The sequence below is a fragment of the Microcystis sp. M144S2 genome (genome assembly GCF_020246065.1).
Taxonomy (GTDB): Bacteria; Cyanobacteriota; Cyanobacteriia; order Cyanobacteriales; family Microcystaceae; genus Microcystis; species Microcystis ichthyoblabe_A.
The window spans coordinates 1-16,166 of the sequence record NZ_JADBTR010000063.1 but is presented as its reverse complement, the minus strand read 5'-3'; the positions used below and the strand labels follow the sequence as shown (position 1 = coordinate 16,166).

At 44.7% G+C, this 16,166-nt stretch carries 17 protein-coding genes; 4 read left to right on the top strand and 13 right to left on the bottom strand.

The window, feature by feature from the left end; genetic code table 11:
• Window positions 1–433: 433 nt before the first annotated feature.
• Both IM462_RS08365 and isiD read right to left on the bottom strand, forming a co-directional pair.
• A complete protein-coding gene (locus IM462_RS08365; protein WP_287699741.1) occupies window positions 434–1,432 on the bottom strand; it encodes an adenosine kinase in 999 nt (332 codons plus the stop codon).
• A 164-nt stretch (window positions 1,433–1,596) separates the two neighbouring features.
• Window positions 1,597–1,809: a protein IsiD gene (gene isiD, locus IM462_RS08360; protein WP_287699740.1), complete on the bottom strand. Its 213-nt coding sequence runs from the start codon at window positions 1,807–1,809 to the stop codon at window positions 1,597–1,599.
• A 148-nt stretch (window positions 1,810–1,957) separates the two neighbouring features.
• On the opposite strand from isiD, the gene IM462_RS08355 reads away from it, so the two are divergent.
• Window positions 1,958–2,734 carry an SDR family NAD(P)-dependent oxidoreductase gene (locus IM462_RS08355; RefSeq protein WP_287699739.1) on the top strand — a complete coding sequence of 259 codons (777 nt, stop codon included), beginning with the start codon at window positions 1,958–1,960 and terminating at the stop codon, window positions 2,732–2,734.
• Window positions 2,735–2,913: 179 nt separating this feature from the next.
• Here the strand turns inward: IM462_RS08355 and IM462_RS08350 are convergent, their stop codons facing one another.
• From IM462_RS08350 to IM462_RS08305, 10 genes are all read right to left on the bottom strand, one after another.
• Window positions 2,914–3,195, bottom strand: a complete 282-nt coding sequence (locus tag IM462_RS08350; RefSeq protein ID WP_002732965.1) for a DUF2470 domain-containing protein — start codon at window positions 3,193–3,195, stop codon at window positions 2,914–2,916.
• A 52-nt stretch (window positions 3,196–3,247) separates the two neighbouring features.
• Window positions 3,248–3,403 (bottom strand): precorrin-6A/cobalt-precorrin-6A reductase, encoded by a 156-nt coding sequence (locus tag IM462_RS08345; protein WP_287699738.1) that lies wholly within the window; start codon window positions 3,401–3,403, stop codon window positions 3,248–3,250.
• 196 nt (window positions 3,404–3,599) lie between these two features.
• Window positions 3,600–4,076, bottom strand: a complete 477-nt coding sequence (locus IM462_RS08340) for a hypothetical protein (protein WP_287699737.1) — start codon at window positions 4,074–4,076, stop codon at window positions 3,600–3,602.
• Between the two features lie 141 nt (window positions 4,077–4,217).
• Window positions 4,218–5,111: an ABC transporter ATP-binding protein gene (locus tag IM462_RS08335; protein ID WP_147069380.1), complete on the bottom strand. Its 894-nt coding sequence runs from the start codon at window positions 5,109–5,111 to the stop codon at window positions 4,218–4,220.
• A gap of 117 nt (window positions 5,112–5,228) precedes the next feature.
• A complete protein-coding gene (locus IM462_RS08330) occupies window positions 5,229–6,002 on the bottom strand; it encodes an ABC transporter permease (protein WP_079208561.1) in 774 nt (257 codons plus the stop codon).
• Between the two features lie 62 nt (window positions 6,003–6,064).
• The gene (gene cpcF / locus IM462_RS08325) at window positions 6,065–6,688 is read right to left on the bottom strand and encodes a C-phycocyanin alpha-cysteine-84 phycocyanobilin lyase subunit CpcF (RefSeq protein WP_287699736.1); all 624 of its coding nucleotides are present in this window, start codon (window positions 6,686–6,688) and stop codon (window positions 6,065–6,067) included.
• Window positions 6,689–6,913: 225 nt separating this feature from the next.
• Window positions 6,914–7,345, bottom strand: a complete 432-nt coding sequence (locus IM462_RS08320) for a DUF29 domain-containing protein (RefSeq protein WP_287699735.1) — start codon at window positions 7,343–7,345, stop codon at window positions 6,914–6,916.
• 54 nt (window positions 7,346–7,399) lie between these two features.
• Window positions 7,400–8,212, bottom strand: a complete 813-nt coding sequence (gene cpcE / locus IM462_RS08315) for a C-phycocyanin alpha-cysteine-84 phycocyanobilin lyase subunit CpcE (RefSeq protein ID WP_287699734.1) — start codon at window positions 8,210–8,212, stop codon at window positions 7,400–7,402.
• A gap of 139 nt (window positions 8,213–8,351) precedes the next feature.
• Window positions 8,352–10,127, bottom strand: a complete 1,776-nt coding sequence (gene pyk, locus IM462_RS08310; protein WP_149973234.1) for a pyruvate kinase — start codon at window positions 10,125–10,127, stop codon at window positions 8,352–8,354.
• Between the two features lie 156 nt (window positions 10,128–10,283).
• Window positions 10,284–11,981, bottom strand: a complete 1,698-nt coding sequence (locus IM462_RS08305; RefSeq protein ID WP_287699733.1) for an iron uptake porin — start codon at window positions 11,979–11,981, stop codon at window positions 10,284–10,286.
• 670 nt (window positions 11,982–12,651) lie between these two features.
• Between IM462_RS08305 and IM462_RS08300 the strand changes: the two genes are divergently transcribed.
• Genes IM462_RS08300 through IM462_RS08290 form a run of 3 tightly spaced genes read left to right on the top strand, consistent with a single transcriptional unit; the run spans window position 12,652 to window position 14,531 of the window.
• Window positions 12,652–13,467, top strand: coding sequence for a Ycf66 family protein (locus tag IM462_RS08300; RefSeq protein WP_287699732.1), 816 nt, complete (start codon window positions 12,652–12,654; stop codon window positions 13,465–13,467).
• Between the two features lie 12 nt (window positions 13,468–13,479).
• Window positions 13,480–14,016, top strand: coding sequence for a TolB family protein (locus IM462_RS08295; protein ID WP_194017393.1), 537 nt, complete (start codon window positions 13,480–13,482; stop codon window positions 14,014–14,016).
• The gene (locus tag IM462_RS08290; RefSeq protein WP_002741428.1) at window positions 14,013–14,531 is read left to right on the top strand and encodes a TolB family protein; all 519 of its coding nucleotides are present in this window, start codon (window positions 14,013–14,015) and stop codon (window positions 14,529–14,531) included. Before IM462_RS08295 ends, IM462_RS08290 begins: the two co-directional genes overlap by 4 nt.
• A 159-nt stretch (window positions 14,532–14,690) precedes the next feature.
• On the opposite strand, the gene IM462_RS08285 is transcribed toward IM462_RS08290, so the two are convergent.
• Complete coding sequence (locus IM462_RS08285) at window positions 14,691–15,788, bottom strand: patatin-like phospholipase family protein (RefSeq protein WP_287699731.1); 1,098 nt, start codon at window positions 15,786–15,788, stop codon at window positions 14,691–14,693.
• Between the last annotated feature and the right edge of the window lie 378 nt (window positions 15,789–16,166).

Here is a 16,166-nt window from a genome sequence, read left to right as displayed (position 1 = left end):
GGTGAAGACGGTCTAACTTTACCGTTATACTGAATCGGTTTTTAATAGCATGATTAACCCCCAATCCAACTTGAAAAACCCGCTCCCTTCTTCCCACTCTTCCATACCTTTTAAACAGGATTTAGTATGACTATCTAGGGTTTGCTCAATAAGTACGGGCGAAGCATTCGGATAGAAAATCTACGTTTTCACCGATAGGTTATTGTCCGAATGCTTCGCCCCTACAGGACGCGGGCCGATGAAGACGCAAGGTTTTGAACGACGATTCTCTCAAAATCTTGCACCTGTTTCGCGAGAAAAGCCCCAAAACCCTTACTTTGCCTACATTTCAAATTTATTCAGCAAACCCTATCTAAATTACTCGTTAAGACTATGAGCAGGGAGCAGGGAGAAAAAACCTGACTACTGACTAAAAGCTGATCACTGACAAAACCTATCCCAAAACGATCAAATCGCGCAGGGATTGAATTTCCTCGGTTTGTAAACGCGCCCCAAAAGTAGAAACTACCCGGGCAGCCGCTAGAGAAGCGAGATTTCCCGCCCCTTTGTAACCCATACCGTGGGTAATGCCGTAGAGAAACGCACCTGCGTACATATCCCCCGCGCCGACGGTATCGATCGCCTGTACGGGATGGGAGTCAATTTCCAGGAGATTTTCGCCATCATAGATCAAAGAACCACTGGCACCCCGGGTGATAGCGAATCCTTTGGCAATGGTTTTAAAATAGGCGATCGCTGACTCGATTTCCTCGCTGCCGGAAATAGTCAAAGCTTCCGACTCATTAGCGAAAACGAAATCTAACCCCGTTCCGATCATTTCCAGTAATCCCTCCCGGAAGAAGATCGCCATATTGGGATCCGACAGGGATAAAGCGGTTTTGACTCCAGCCGCCTGAGCAATTTCTCGCCCTTTAATAGCGGCAGCTTTGGCAGTGGGAGAGGTGACGAGATAACCTTCGAGATAGAGATAATCGGCATTAACGATCGCTGAAGGGACTAATTCCCGTTCGGAAATTTCCCCGGTGATGCCGAGAAAAGTATTCATGGTGCGATCGGCATCGGGAGTCACAAAAACTAGACATTTTCCCGTGATTCCCACCTCTTTTTCGCCGCCGTGTTCATTGGTATGCAAACCACAGGCCCGCAGATCTTGCAGATAAAACTTACCTAATTCGTCATTACCCACTTTACAGGAATAGAAACCTCTACCTCCCAACTGAGCGATCGCTACTAGGGTATTCGCCGCCGATCCGCCACCGCTGCGTTTACAATCAAGAGCCAATTTTTCCATCAACTGGGTTTGACGATTTTCGTCCACCAGCGTCATCACTCCTTTATCGATGCCTAATTCTTGCAGTAATTCAGGGGAGACTTGAAATTCCATATCGACAAGCGCGTTACCGATCCCATAAACGTTGTATTGTTTGCCCATAATTTAGTCGATCGCCTAAAAATACTTTGTTATTGATAGTAGGGAAATAAGGGGCAAAAAGCTAGGGGCTTTTTTCAGCCGGAGAATATTATAAACAAAAATTATCGGTGTGCTAGTCTCACACACCGGGTAATTTGTGTTAAGTTTTATTTAACTAAGCCACTTTAAGCCTCATCGTAGGCTTCTACATCCAACAGATAAAGATAAGGTTCGGCTAATTCCTGCCTTTGAAAAGCGATCGCCCGCAACAGATGCCAATCCCGCAAAGCCTCGAAGGGGTTACTATACTCATCTTTTTCTAGTCGTTCGGCTAAAGAAGCCATATCAGCGGCGGTATACTTGGCAATATCTTGATCAGTGAAGCTTATAACTGTCATTTCTGCACCTCCCTCGACCTTTGTTCTATTTCTAGCCTAACATATATTCTGAGTTGAAAAAATGCCTTCCCCGCCAAGTTAAGAACTGTAAATGGAAGGGTAATTGTGGTACAATTCCAGCAAAAAAGCTATTTTTGATTGATCTTCTATGAAAACAGCCCTCATTACCGGTGCTTCCACTGGTATCGGTGTCGTCTTTGCCCGTCAACTTGCCCAACGGCAAATGGAGCTAATTTTAGTCGCTAGATCTAGGAATAAACTAGAACAATTAGCGGCGGAATTAGAGGAACAATACGGGGTAAAAGTGACGGTTATCGTCCAAGATCTGACCGTTGCTGGGGCGGGAAAGCTAGTATATGATACGGTGAACCAAAAAGGAATCAACGTTGATTTACTGGTAAATAATGCCGGTTTTGGTGGTTATGGTGCTTTTAGCGAGCAGGATTTAGCCCGACAGTTAGAAATGATCCAGTTAAATAATCTGGTATTGGTGGAATTAAGCCACTATTTTCTCCGTCCGATGCTTGCTGGTGCTGGGGGGGCAATTATCAATGTTGCTTCCATTGCTGGGTTTCAACCGCTCCCCTATCTTTCCGTTTATGCGGCGACAAAAGCCTTTGTCCTCAGTTTTAGCGAGTCTCTCTGGGCAGAAAATAAGGACAAAGGCGTTGAAATCCTCGCTCTTTGCCCCGGTCCGACGGAATCGAATTTTTTTGAGGTGGCCCGATTTCCCAGTGCCTTTATGGGCAAAAACGGCCGGTTAGATTCGGCGGAAGTGGTGGTACAAGAGGCTTTAACTGCCTTGGCAAACAAACGCCCCAACGTGGTAGCCGGTAAATTGGCTAATAAAATTATCGTCAATCTGCCCCGTTTTTTACCCAGAAGTTGGATCGTGTCTTTGATAGAAAAGCAATTCAAGCTATAACTAGGGTCTGCTGAAAAAGTTTTTCCGGGGGGTAGGGTGTGGGGTTTTACATATTTTCAGGGAAAAAGTAGCTCAATTTCCCCCGGATTACCCCCATGGCTGACACTTTTTAATGGCGAAAAAGTCTAAAAGTTTTATCCAACAAGGTTGTTAGATTTATGGCGCAAAATCGAGCTTTGTCAAGGGGTGGTTTGATTAACTTTTAGCATCTCAACCAGAATATTATGGGCATCCTTGGCTGATTCTAGGGTGCGCTCAAAAGGTATTCTAATTGTTTGACTCTCCCCTAATTTTTCTATGGCTAAATCCATGCCTTCGGGATCGATGGAGAGCATTTGAGCGGTTTCTGCATCGGTAATATTGCCGTAAACTTGAGCGTAGAAAAGCACGGCATCACCGTGATCTTTATTCATGTGTTTACAGATGCGATCGCTAATGGCGGGAGTGATAGTTTCAGACATAAGATTCTGGAAAAAAATCGATGATTGAGGTGGGGACAGATAAAAGCCAGTTCTAAATCGAGGCAAATGGGGGGATATTAGTTAGGGTAGCGCAATTAATCGCTAATTGCCAGATAATTTGGGCGTGGGCATGGCAGACATCAATAATAAGTTTAATATTATTTTCTTGACAAAAATCCTTAATTGTGCATTGATCTAATTTTCCCACTGAAGGTCAATCGGGGTAGAGAGTAAAGTCCGGGGCTGCCCGTGCATTGTGAAATTGCCTGTTGAGATGAAACAAGAGGCAACAGTAAAGGGATTGGGAGAGATTCAGCTAATCGGATAGGCGATTAAAATGCCTCTTAGCTTAAAACCCCACACCCTGCCCCCAGAAAAAACTTGTTCAGCACACCCTATATATTTTATCGTTCACAACCGACAACAGAAGCGGTGTAGGTATTACCAATGTGCTGAATACCATTGACAAAAAGATTGACTAGAAAAGGTTGATCATTTGCGCGTACTGTGGCAGTAATTGTTAAGGGTTTATCGGGTTCGATTCGTACTCCATTAGTATTAAAAAATTCCTCATTAGTTTGATCGCTATACTTGAGAAACAGCCGAATATCAAAGGAGGCAGCCCTAGGAACAGAAACCGTAACGATAAACCTCTGAAAACTTCTACCCCCCGGAACTGCCCAATCGGTATTCCAATTATTACGAGTTATCGTGACACCGAAAGGCCCCGGAATAGTGGGTTGCGAGACGGTTTTGGTAATTTCACTACCCTCACCCCCCAATAAAGAAAGTGGCCGACAATTTTGCGCCGCTGCCGGTAGCTGTGAGCTTAATAATACCGCCGATAGACTCAATAACCCAGTGATAGAGTTTAATTTCATTATTGATTCTGTCTCCAATTAATAGAACCTATCCAAAAATTATAGATGATCATGACGGTAAAAAAAACGGCGATTTATCTTAATTGAGGCCAATTACTGAAAAAAAATGCCGATCATCAACCTGAATTTTCAAAAATGGGGTTAAAATTGATTCATAATTTCCATATAAATATGTTCTAACTGTACCGTCTGACGGGCGAGAGAATCAATATTAATGCCATCGAATGCCTGAATAATCTCGCTTAATTCTAGATGTTCATGTAACCAAAAAGCTAAATCTTTTCCGTAAAATTTGGGAGTAAATCCTAATTGTTTACCTCGATTTATTGCCGCTTCTTGATCCTGGGTATCCATGATAATAATTTCTTTCGCAGGAATATGCTGACGCAGCTGATTTAAATTACCTTCGGCAATAATACGACCTTGTTTTAAAATCCCGATACGTTGACAGAGACGCTGTGCTTCATCGAGGAGGTGGGTAGTTAATAAAATTGTCATTCCCTGTCGCCGTAATTCTCCGATTAAATCCCAAATTTCATAGCGAGATTCGATGTCTAAACCGGTGGTTGGTTCATCGAGAATTAATAATTTTGGCTGATGAACAATAGCCACGGCAATATTCATCCGGCGCTGCATTCCACCGCTTAAAGTTTCCACTGGACTACGGGCGCGATCAAGCAAATTTACTGCGGATAAACTGGTTTTAATCCGATGACGACGCTGGTGGCGATCGAGTCCATAAATCTGAGCAAAAAAGTTGAGATTTTCCTCACAAGTAAGGGATTTGTACAACAAATTTTCTTGCGGGGCAACCCCAATTAATTCTTTAGTAACTCTGGAAATTGGCAAATAATTAAAGGTAATTTCTCCCGATGAGGGTTTTAATAAATTACAAATTAAGTTAATAGTGGTGGTTTTTCCCGCACCATTGGGACCGAGTAAACCGTAAATTTCCCCCGCTTCAATATGAAAGTTTAATTGATCTAATACTAAGCGTCTTCCGTAATTTTTTTTGATATTATTAATAGTCAGCATTTTTAATAAAGTAACAAGGATAGTCAGGAGTCAGGGGACAGGATTAGGGAGTGGAAGATATGGGAAGACAAATTAATGAATACTCTTGCCTTTTCTAACTGATAACTGATAACTGATTTACAGTCGGCGTTCAAGGTTTAACATTTGTCGATAGGTAAGCCAACCACCTGCTACCATAGCTAGAGCAAAAAGACAGAGAAAGCGAAAATGAGAGTTAATATCTTGTAGATTTTCGCCCTTTGCCCAAACAGCAATTAAAGCTTCATTCATGTGGTAGATCGGGTTATATTTAGCCAGAGATAGAATATTGTCGGGGAATAAAGCAGTTGGGAGAAAAACGCCGCCTAAAATTAATAAAGGAACCCCAAAAGTTCCCACCAAAGCATTAACATCTTCTGTTCTTTTCGCCAGTTGAGTACCGAGGATAAATCCTAAACCCACATAGGCGGTGATACTAAGAAAAATAATTAATAATTCTAGAGGAATTGAGCCTTTAAAAGTGGCTCCATACTGTTTAGCAATAGAATAAACTAAAACTGTCTGACAGGCGGCAATCGCACAATGGGCGAGAAAAATGCCGATAAAATAGGAAACACCGCTTAAAGGCGATAAAAATAACCGTTTAATCGTTTGTTGCTCCCTTTCTGCCACTACCGTCGCCACGGTTCCCCCCAAACAACTAAAGAAAAGTGCCGCCCCGACGAGGGTGGGAGGAGTAGCCAGAGCCATCGCCTCGTCAAGCTCAATTTTGCCTTTTTCTGCCATAATATAGCCATTTAAGAGCAGGACAAGGATCGGGAAAATGCCCCAGAGGATTAAGCTACGCCCGCGCCGGATTAATTCTACTAAAATTCGTTGAGCGATCGCTAAAATTTCCTGCCAATATTTCATAGAATGTTAGTGTAATTGTTTCTCCCTGTAGAGAAATAAGTTTTTCTACTTTCGACTTAGGCTTATTGTAAGTGTTCCAGAGCTTGATCGGCGCGCAATCTTACCACTATTTCCGCTTCCGTCTCCCGAATCTGTCCTAAAAGTTCCCGAATCGCCCCGCGAAATGCCGCCGCCGCAGTTCCTAACCCCTCCAATCCGACGATCGCCGCATATCTAACCACCCACTCTGCATCCCCTTGCGAAAGTTTCTCCAGTGCCGTAAAAACAGCCTTATGAGCCTCAGAAACCCGACTTTCCTCCAAATCAGACCAAATTATATTTCCTAAGCCTCTAGCCGCCCCTCGCCGCACGCTAAAGGAAAAATCACTCACCGCCGCCTCAAGCAATAAGTCCAATCCTCGCACATCGCCAATTCCTGCTAGGGCGCGGGTTGCCCAAGCTCTCGCCCCATAATTATAACCGTCTAGGTTGGCCAGTAAATAGGGAACCGCCGCTTTGCCGATGGCGATTAAACCATCCACTGCTGCCACGGAGGCACCGGGGTTATTATATCTCAGCACATCGGTGAGGGTGGGTATTGCCGCTTCACTTTTGGCGGCGGCTAAGTTTTCCACGGCTGTTAGTAACTCATTAGCTGAGTCGGCTTTTTCGACGGCAATAATTAAAGTCTCAACGGTGGGAAGCATTGGTTATCATTGGAGGGGATGAGGGGTTGGGGTGTGGGGTGTGGGGGTGTGGGGAAGTGGGGGAGTGGGGTGTGGGGTGTGGGCTTCGGCCGTGAGCTCAGCCGAACGGGTGTGGGGTGTGGGGAGAATAAATAAAATAATCTCCTGTCTCCCGACTCCTGACGACCGGCTACTGACTGCTAACTCCTATCTCCTAACCCCACCAACAAACTTTTAAAGATAATTTTATCGCCAAACTTTTTTCTGTAAAATCTGACTAATTTCTTGGGGAAAAGGACAATCATTGGGAAAGTTAAAGGATTGATAATCGGGGTTATCTCGCAAGCTTTTTAAAGCCGTGGCATAGCAATCTAAAAATACTTGCTCCCAGTAGGTTTTTAAACTAGGACAATCGGTCAAAAGTTCTTCTAGTTCCCGTTGACTGCGCCCGATAGTTTCTTGCCAACCTCGATAATCCTCAACGTAGTCAGTATAGCAGAGTTTGAGGCAGTGTTCTAAGATGGTGGTTAACCGGTTGCGGAGTTCACGTTTTTGACTTCTGCCCAAACTTTCTATCTCCTCGATCAAGTTTTCCCAGTCAACTTTATCAAAGTTTTTTTGTTTTAACAGAGTGATTGTTTCGTTTAGCCAGCCAGCATAATCAGTTTGAATTAGCATAAAACCTCTGGATTTTATGAGTTTGAATTTAGATAAAAACTAACCAATTATTGATTACAATAAACTATCCATTAAAGTGAGAATTTCCGAGATATTTTCGCCCCTAGAATTAGTTTTTAGATGGTTTTCTAAAAGTTCCTTGAGAGCAACCAGTTTCAGACTATTTTCCGCCAAAGTATTAGCGATCGCAGGAGCAGCCGGCAGATAACCCGTAGCGCCCAAATCCATTAAAGCAGAACGGCGCAGCTGTAATTCTTCCCCTTGCAAGGCATTAATCAGAATATCGCCATAGTGGGGGTTAGTCGTGAGTTGATAGAGGGCGCGAGCAGCCGCATAACGCACTTTTTCGACGAAATGCTTTAAAAACGGTTCGATGAGGGGAATCGCTTCCGTCGCTTGCAGGGTTCCCAAGGCCTCGATAATCGCTTCGTAGGGTTGGACTAAATGGGGTTTTCCCGCCACTAAAACAGCCACTTCGATGCCACCCTCTAATAGTTTCTTTAAAGGTGCGATCGCGCTTCGATCCTGAAGCATTTCCAATGCCTGGGCAGCCGATTCGCGCACATAATAATCTTCGCAGTCGAGACAGGCAATCAAAGCGGGAAGACAACTGAGATCATCTAATTTCCCTAAAGCGCTGGCGGCATTGCGTCGCAGGGGATAACCGCCATCGGGAGTGCGATCGCTTTCGTCCTCTAAAGCGGCAATTAACGCCGAAATCGCCTCCGGTTGACGAACACGAAATCTACCCAACCACCAAGCGGCATAATAACGCGCTCCTAGGTCTTCTCTTTGCTGGATATTAGCGATCGCTTGTTCAACAGTATAGGCTGGATTATCGACGGGAGGAGAGTAAGAATCGCTCATAGACAAGTGAAAATGGGTGTGGGGTGTGGGGTTTTAGTGTGTTGGGGTGTGGGGTATGGGGAAGTGGGGAAGTGGGGATAATAAATAAAAGCTGCCTCCTGTCTCCTGTCTCCTAACTGGGAAAAAACTGACTCCTGACTCAGTTTTTCATAGTCGCCGCACCCTTGCCAATACCAGAATAAATCAAACCCCGTTGAGCATCGAGACTAATGATCACCCCTTCGCGGATAATTTTCGTGGCATTTTTAACCCCGACAATAACAGGAATACCCAATTTTAAACCGATAGTAGCGGCGTGATTATTCATCGCGGTATCCTCGGTGATAATTCCGCCAGCTTTCCGCATCATATCCACATATTCGGCGCTGGTGGTGGGAACGACTAAAATCTCCCCACTACTAAAACTACCCACTTCTCGGGCATTATGGGCCACTCGCGCCCGGCCACTAGCCACACCCTGGCCGATACCCGTACCTTTGCCCAAAAGGGATTTTACCACTTCCACCTTAATTAAATCCGTGGAACCAGCCACCCCTTGCAGAGTTCCCGCCGTCATCACCACTAAATCACCATCTGCGAGGAGGTTATTTTCCTGGGCGAGATTCATCGCCACTTGAAAAGTTTGGCTGGTGGAGGGTAAATCGAGCAATAACATCGGTTTTACGCCCCAAACTAGCTGTAACTGCTGTGCCACTTCTCGATGGGGAGTAACGGCTAAAATCGGGGTTTTGGGGCGAAATCGGGAGACGTTACGGGCAGTAGAGCCGGTTTTTGTCAGGGTAATAATTGCCGCTGCCCCCAATTGTTCGGCAATTTGACTAACTGCCGAGGAAATAGCGTTAGGAATCGATTGTTTATTGTTAGAGCGAGCGGCACTATTGATCTGTTCCCGTTCGATCCTTTCGGCAATGCGGGCCATGGTTGCCACTGCTTCGATGGGATAATGACCCACAGCCGTTTCATTGGAAAGCATGACCGCATCAGTGCCATCTAAAATCGCATTAGCCACGTCCGAAACCTCGGCACGGGTGGGACGAGGATTACTGGCCATACTGTCAAGCATTTGAGTGGCGGTAATAATCGGGATGCCTAGCTGATTAGCAGTATTAATCAGGCGTTTTTGCAGGATTGGCACGTCTTCGGCTGGTAATTCTACTCCTAAATCTCCCCTGGCCACCATCACACCATCACAGAGGGATAAAATTGCCTCCATTTCCTCGATCGCTTCGTGTTTTTCAATTTTAGCGATCACGGGGATAGATTTACCCGCACTGGCGATTAATTCTTTAATTTCGAGAATATCTTGGGGATTACGCACAAAACTGAGGGCGATCCAATCCACATCCCACAGCAGTCCGAACATTAAATCTTTTTTGTCCTTATCGGTTAGAGCTTTTACCGACAGATAAACGTTGGGAAAATTTACCCCTTTATTACTGGATAAGACACCCCCAACCACCACGCGACAGGAAAGATCACCTTTCAGACGATCCACTGATTCCACCCGCATTTCGACTTTACCATCATCAAGGAGAATTCTCGAACCTTCTGGGACTTCCTGGGCTAGAGAGGGATAGCTAATGGAACTTATTTCCTGATTACATTCCACATCCCTAGAAGTAAGGATAAAGGGTTCCCCCGGTTTCAGGGTAATCGACCCACAGGCAAATTTACCTAAACGAATTTTTGGTCCCTGCAGATCCTGAAGGATGCCAATCGGTTGATTGAGTTCAAAGGCTAACTGACGGATCAGGTTAATGCTGTGACGATGGTAATCGTGATCGCCATGGGAAAAGTTTAATCTAAATGTCGTCGCCCCCGCCTTGATCATCTGACGTAATGTTTCCTTATTTTGCGAGGCTGGGCCAATCGTGGCCACAATTTTAGTGCGACGGGGGAAAGACGGAGAGTGCATAGATAAGCAACTAAATAGGCGAAGTAAGTATAGCGGCGTTTGGGACGCTCCGATCATCTTCTCATAAATGGTTATATCCAGTGAAAAGTTAAAAGTAAAAAAACGGTGAGATCTATAAATCCCACCGTTTTAGATTGTTTAATCAATCAACTTAGCTTAGAAGCGGAAAGTTGTCCGGATGACACCGACAACAATGCTGTTGTGTGAGTTGTTGGCATTGAAGACCGCATAAACGCCTGGGGTAATCAGGATATTTTTGGTGACTGGGAACTTATACTGAGCTTCCACCATGTAGGAAGTGCTATCTTCCTTGTCGGAACGGGGTACTTGACCGCCTCCCAAAGAAAGGGCTGCACCTTCGGCAAAGAGATCGAGAACCGAGAAGTTAAGGTTCCAAGACCAGATACCAGTGCTATTATCTCCGATCGCCTCATTAACTCCTGTGGCCGAGGCATCGGCATAACCAGCCCATGCCCCTATATTTAAGACTCCAGGGATAACTTGAGCGCTACCCTGTAAACCGAAACGGTTAGCAGTAGTACCAACGTCACCGAAGGGAGTTTCCGTCAGAGGGCTGCTGATGCGACCGAATAAACCACCAGAACGAGGATTAGCAATATCATCAGCGGTTTGATAACTGTGAACGTAAACGAAGTTAATATCGGCAAATTTGATGAAGGAGAAACCTACCTGCGCGCCAGCACTGTAGGAACCATTGAACAAACCGTTACCCGGTTCAGGATTGGAGGCACCACTGCCGGCCAGATAAGCCCCTGTAACTTGGAAAACATCGCCGACATTGAATCGAACCCCTGCACCTATGCCAGAAGGACCACGGAAGACGATGTTATTGTAGCGTTGACCGCGAGATAAAGCACCCGTGCCGCTATCGGCGAGGAAGGGGTTAGCAGTGATGAAAACGTCATCAAGGTTTAACTGGTTAGCACCAACCCAAACGGTGATGTCACCGAAGGGAGTGCCGATGGGAGTGCGGTAGAACAAATCATCGATGGTTACATCGTTGTCACGACCGTCATCGTATGCCAGACGGGTCATGTTGGTTCTCGTCGGACCACTTTGGTTGAAGGTGGTGTTAAAGTTACCCGCTTGTAAACGGGTTCTCAACAAATCTTTACCGGTGAAGCTGGTTTCAAAGTTGAGTCGAACCCGATTATTAAATACTGTTTGACTTTCATCTTGATTGCTGCCATTATCCTCCCTCGTACCGTCAATCTCTGTAATGGAAGCTCGACCACCCCAGCTATCGGCGATACTGAAAATTACCTCACCTCTGAGTTTGGTGGTGGTAGAAAATTGATTATTTTCCAGGAAAGAAACCCGCTGTTCCAGGTTATCTACTCTAGCCCCTAAAGCCGCTAGTTCGGTTTCAAATTCTTGAACAAGACGTTTTAATTTATCGATATCTTCTCTGAGTACAGCGACACCATCTTGAATTAAGCGTTCCATGACGTTTAAACAAGCGTTTAAACCTGCGGCAAATTCCCAACGAGTGGTGGCGCGATCACCACGGAAGGTACGGTCGGGATAACCAACGATACAACCGTAACGCTCCACAAGGCTTCTTAATGCCTCGTAGGCCCAAGCGGTGGGAGATACGTCCCGCAGTTGGTTAACGCTAGTCACCTGGGACATGGAACCCTGATAAACACCCGTATTAATCTGCTGACTATTTTGGGCGCGTTGAATGCGATCGAGTTGTTGTTGTGCTACCGGATCAACTTTGAGTTGAGGTGTACCGGAAACAGTTTGAGCTACGGCACCACCTGCGGCGGCCAGGGAAGCACCCAATACTAAAGGAGTTACCTTTGTTAAATTCTTGATTAGTTTTGACATGGGTCAATCCTCACACCTTATTCTATGGATTGAATGAACTATGGATACAAGCAGACTATTTGCTTAGCCTGAATTATACTCACATTCTATGCTAATTCCCTCTTGGCTGGGTTAAGTTAATTTTATGATATGACAGAAAAATTTCTGTCTGATCTTATTAAAATTAGGACTTACGCCCTTGACAAATTAACCATGATGTGCATCGATGAAAATTGGTCGTTTCAGAAGCGATCGCTCAAAGGTGATCAAGAAATCAGGTTCAAATGCCCGAAACCCCTAGCACACATTTTGTCAATCCTGTCAATGGGTAATTCCTAAAGATTTTGTTAAAATCTCAGCCTTTTCAGTGATCAGTTATCAGTTATCAGATGTGAGTTTTCAGTTCACTGTTTACTGTTCACTGTTCACTGATAAAATCTCCCCACTTCCCCACTTCCCCCCGCAACGCGCACGAAGTGGTCTCCCCACTTCCCCACTTCCTCAACAATAGTTGTGTGAGCTAGGCTCGATCGAGTAAGTTAGAATCGAGGATGATAGATATAGTGCTAGACTTGGGGGTTAGGATATAGATCGACTCCTTGAGTTAAAAACAGCAGGATTGCTTCTGAAAGCTGAGGGCTAGAGATAAAGACTCGATTCTTAAATTTAAGCACCGAGAAGGGAGATAAAGATGGTCAATTTTGGGCTGAATTCGGCCAGTATCTTAGGAATTTTTCTGGCAGTAGCCGGAGCCGGGTTATACTTCCTGCGCTCGGTGCGGCCGGAACTTTCCAGGGATCATGATATATTTTTTGCCGCCGTTGGGTTACTGTGCGGTTTAATTTTACTTTTTCAAGGGTGGCGACTGGATCCGATTTTGCAATTCGGACAATTTTTGCTGACTGGGGCAGCGGTGTTTTTTGCCTTCGAGACGGTAAAATTGCGGGGTTTAACCACGGAACAGGCCCGCCGCGGCACCTCTTTTGTGGATGAACGTCCTGTGAGTCGGGAATATCGGGCCGAATTGGAACCCCTCGACACCTACGAACCAGAGGAACGTTACGAAGATAATCCCCGTTTACGCGGTTACGAGGAGCCCCGCTCTTCCCGCACTTCTAGTTATCAGGACGAGGAACCCCGCAGCACCCGCACCCGTCGGCCGGCCGATACTAGCAGTCGCAAAACGGCTAATCGTCGTCCCCGCAATAGTTCCCCCACTAGCGATCGAGATGTTTATGATCAGCGCCGTAGCGGTGATGATTGGGAAGAAACCAGTCCCCGTCCCCGTCGTCGTCCCGCTAGTGAAGAAACGAGCAGTAAACCGCCCCGCACTGGACAAAAACGTCGTCCTCGCCCAATAATTGAGGACGATCCGCCATTTAAAGGTGAATACGTCGATTATCAACCGATCGATCCTAGGGATACGAGCGATCAAGAAGATTGGGAGAGACCGGATAATAGTGAACGGGAGTCGAGTAATGATCATCCGACTAGGTTTGATTATTAAGGAGTAGGTCCGATGACCAAAGCTCCCTTTTTCCTGTTTATCTGCTTGTTTTTAGGGGTTATAGGCGGTTGTAATCTCAATAACCCCGGTTTCTCTACAGGAACCCTCAATAGTCGCTATAATGACGAAAAACCTGCCCTGAGTGGTGATGGTCGTTGGCTTGCTTTGCTGTCTAATCGTCGCGGTAGTAATCAGATACTGCTGTATGATTTGCAGACAAAACAATACCAGACCCTAGGGGGATTATATACGGGTCAAGAAATTACCGATAGCCCCAGTTTAAGCCAAACGGGGCGTTATCTGGCTTATGTGGTGATTATTGAGGGTCGTCCCGTCATCGCTTTATATGATCGCATTACCGATCGCTCTGAGTTATTGAGTCAAAATTATCGCGGTTGGTTGCGAAATCCCCGTCTTAGTCCCGATGGTCGTTATCTTGTCTTTGAATCCGCTCGTCGGGGACAATGGGATGTGGAGGTTCTTGATCGCGGTCCGAATATCGAGTTAGATATTGCCGATGGCAGTCCCGTTGAAAGTCCCAAACCGTGAAACGTCATTTTTTTATTAGTCTTGTTGCTGTAATTAGTTTGTTAACTGGATGTGCGGGTTATCCCAGTTTATTGTCTTTTCCTTTCGATCGAGGGGGGAGAAGTTTAAATAGTGCTGCTAGTGAATTAACTCCCTATCTTGCCTCTCGCTATCTCGTTTTTGCTTCCGATCGCAATGGTTCCCAAGCTATCTATCTTTTTGATGCTATTGATCGCCGTTTACTGTCTTTACCTGGCCTAAATTCTCTCGATCAGATCGCTTCTAGTCCTTCCATTAGTGAAGATGGTCGTTATATCGTTTTTACTGCTAGTCGTCAGGGAAAAACGGCTATTTATCTGTACGATCGACAAACTCAACAGAGAAGGGAAATTGCTCCCGATCTGCTCGCGGAAGTACGCAATCCGATCATCAGTGCCGATGGTTCTAAAGTGGCTTTTGAAGCGGCAAAAAATGGGCAATGGGATATTATGATTTACGATCTATCTGGACGGGTATTAGTCAATGAAAATCAGTGATCATTAGACCTCTTATAAAAATCAAAAATTGTTGTTAGGGTTAGGAGTCAGTAGCCAGTAGTCAGTAGTCAGGAGAATAAATAATAATCAATTAAATAGTCTATTGACAGATTTTATGCCATTTAATCCTTATTTTTGCCGTTTTTGAACCCTCAAAAATTATCTTAAACCCATAGCTTTTAGTCGATGTTCTAGAAATTGTTTTCCCTGTTTTTCCCCGTCAGCAATCAGACGCTGGATATTGGCAGGAGAGCGATCAAGTTTACTTTCATAGTTGAGACTATTGGCTAATTCCGCAGACATTTCGATCATCGGAATATGGTAATCTTGATCGGGATCTTCCGGGAAAGATTTAGGAATTTTAAATGGTTCTTTTAATTCGATCTCGCGCAAAAATTCCTCTTTAAAGGCTCCTTTGAGAAATAATTGATTGAGAAAGTCAATCTGATCGAGACTTTGAAATAGGGAAACATTGCCTTCTAATTCATTGCGGCGATCGGCAATATCATCGGATTGCACGGGTATCTTATCTCTAGAGGTGGGATTAATTTTAATTACCCAAATTTCATCGGGAATATTTTCGACTCCGACAAATTCACGGCGAATTAAAGAACGGATGGGGGGATTATCAGAAAATAGTCCATCCCAGTAGGCCATAGTTTCAATGGTGACAGCAGGAAAAATGTTAGGAACACAAGCAGAAGCTAGGATATGTTCAATTTTAACTGCTTCCTGGCGCGAGTTAAATTTACTTAACTTTCCTGTCAGGATATTACAGGCCCCAATTAATAAAACTGGGGGTTCTGGTTTAGCTCCCCAAGTGGCTAATTCCGAAAAGTCAATATGCGCTCTTAGTAACTGATCAAAGTTGGTAAAGCGACTGCGTAAACCGTAGGTAGCTATAGAAAATAAGGTTTTAGTAATCGGAGAGGAAGGACTGAGATTATACTGGGGAATTAATCCTTTGCTGGCCAATTCTAGAGCTTTAATAGCTGAGTCATTAAATAGTTGTTCTTGGGGAGTTCGAGCGCTATTATCTTCCCAAAAATCAATCATTCTTTTCCAAACGACGCTATCACCTTTTTTGAGAGCGTACCAAGTGAAAAAGGCACAGATAGCACCTCCAGAAGTACCACTGAGACTGACAATATTAAAGTAATCTTGTACTTTATTGTCAAATAATGCTTTTAATGCACCGGCAGTAAAAGCAGTTTGACTGCCGCCTCCCTGACAAGCGATCGCGATTTTGGCTTTCATAAATATCCTTTGAATGGCTTCTATCTAAGCCCTAGGCTTTTGATTTAAGGTTAATTGAAAACCTAGAATCGGATGCAAAAATATAGAAATTTTTCTGATTTTCAGAAGAGCTGCCCGGGATATTTTGCTATCACTTCTAGGAAAGGATAAGTAGGTAGGTATTAAAAACTTTCAGATGTCCCCCTTATTAAGGGGGGATTAAAGGGGGGACTAAGGGGGGATCGGCACCCCCCTTATCAAGCTGTCCTTTAGTCACATCTTTCTTAACATTTCAAACCTTTGTAGCACAAGGCTTTCAAGACTCGGTTAACAATTTGTAATATTCCTTGTTGACACCCTTACTGACAAAGAAAAAACTGAAATCAAGTCAGGATAAGG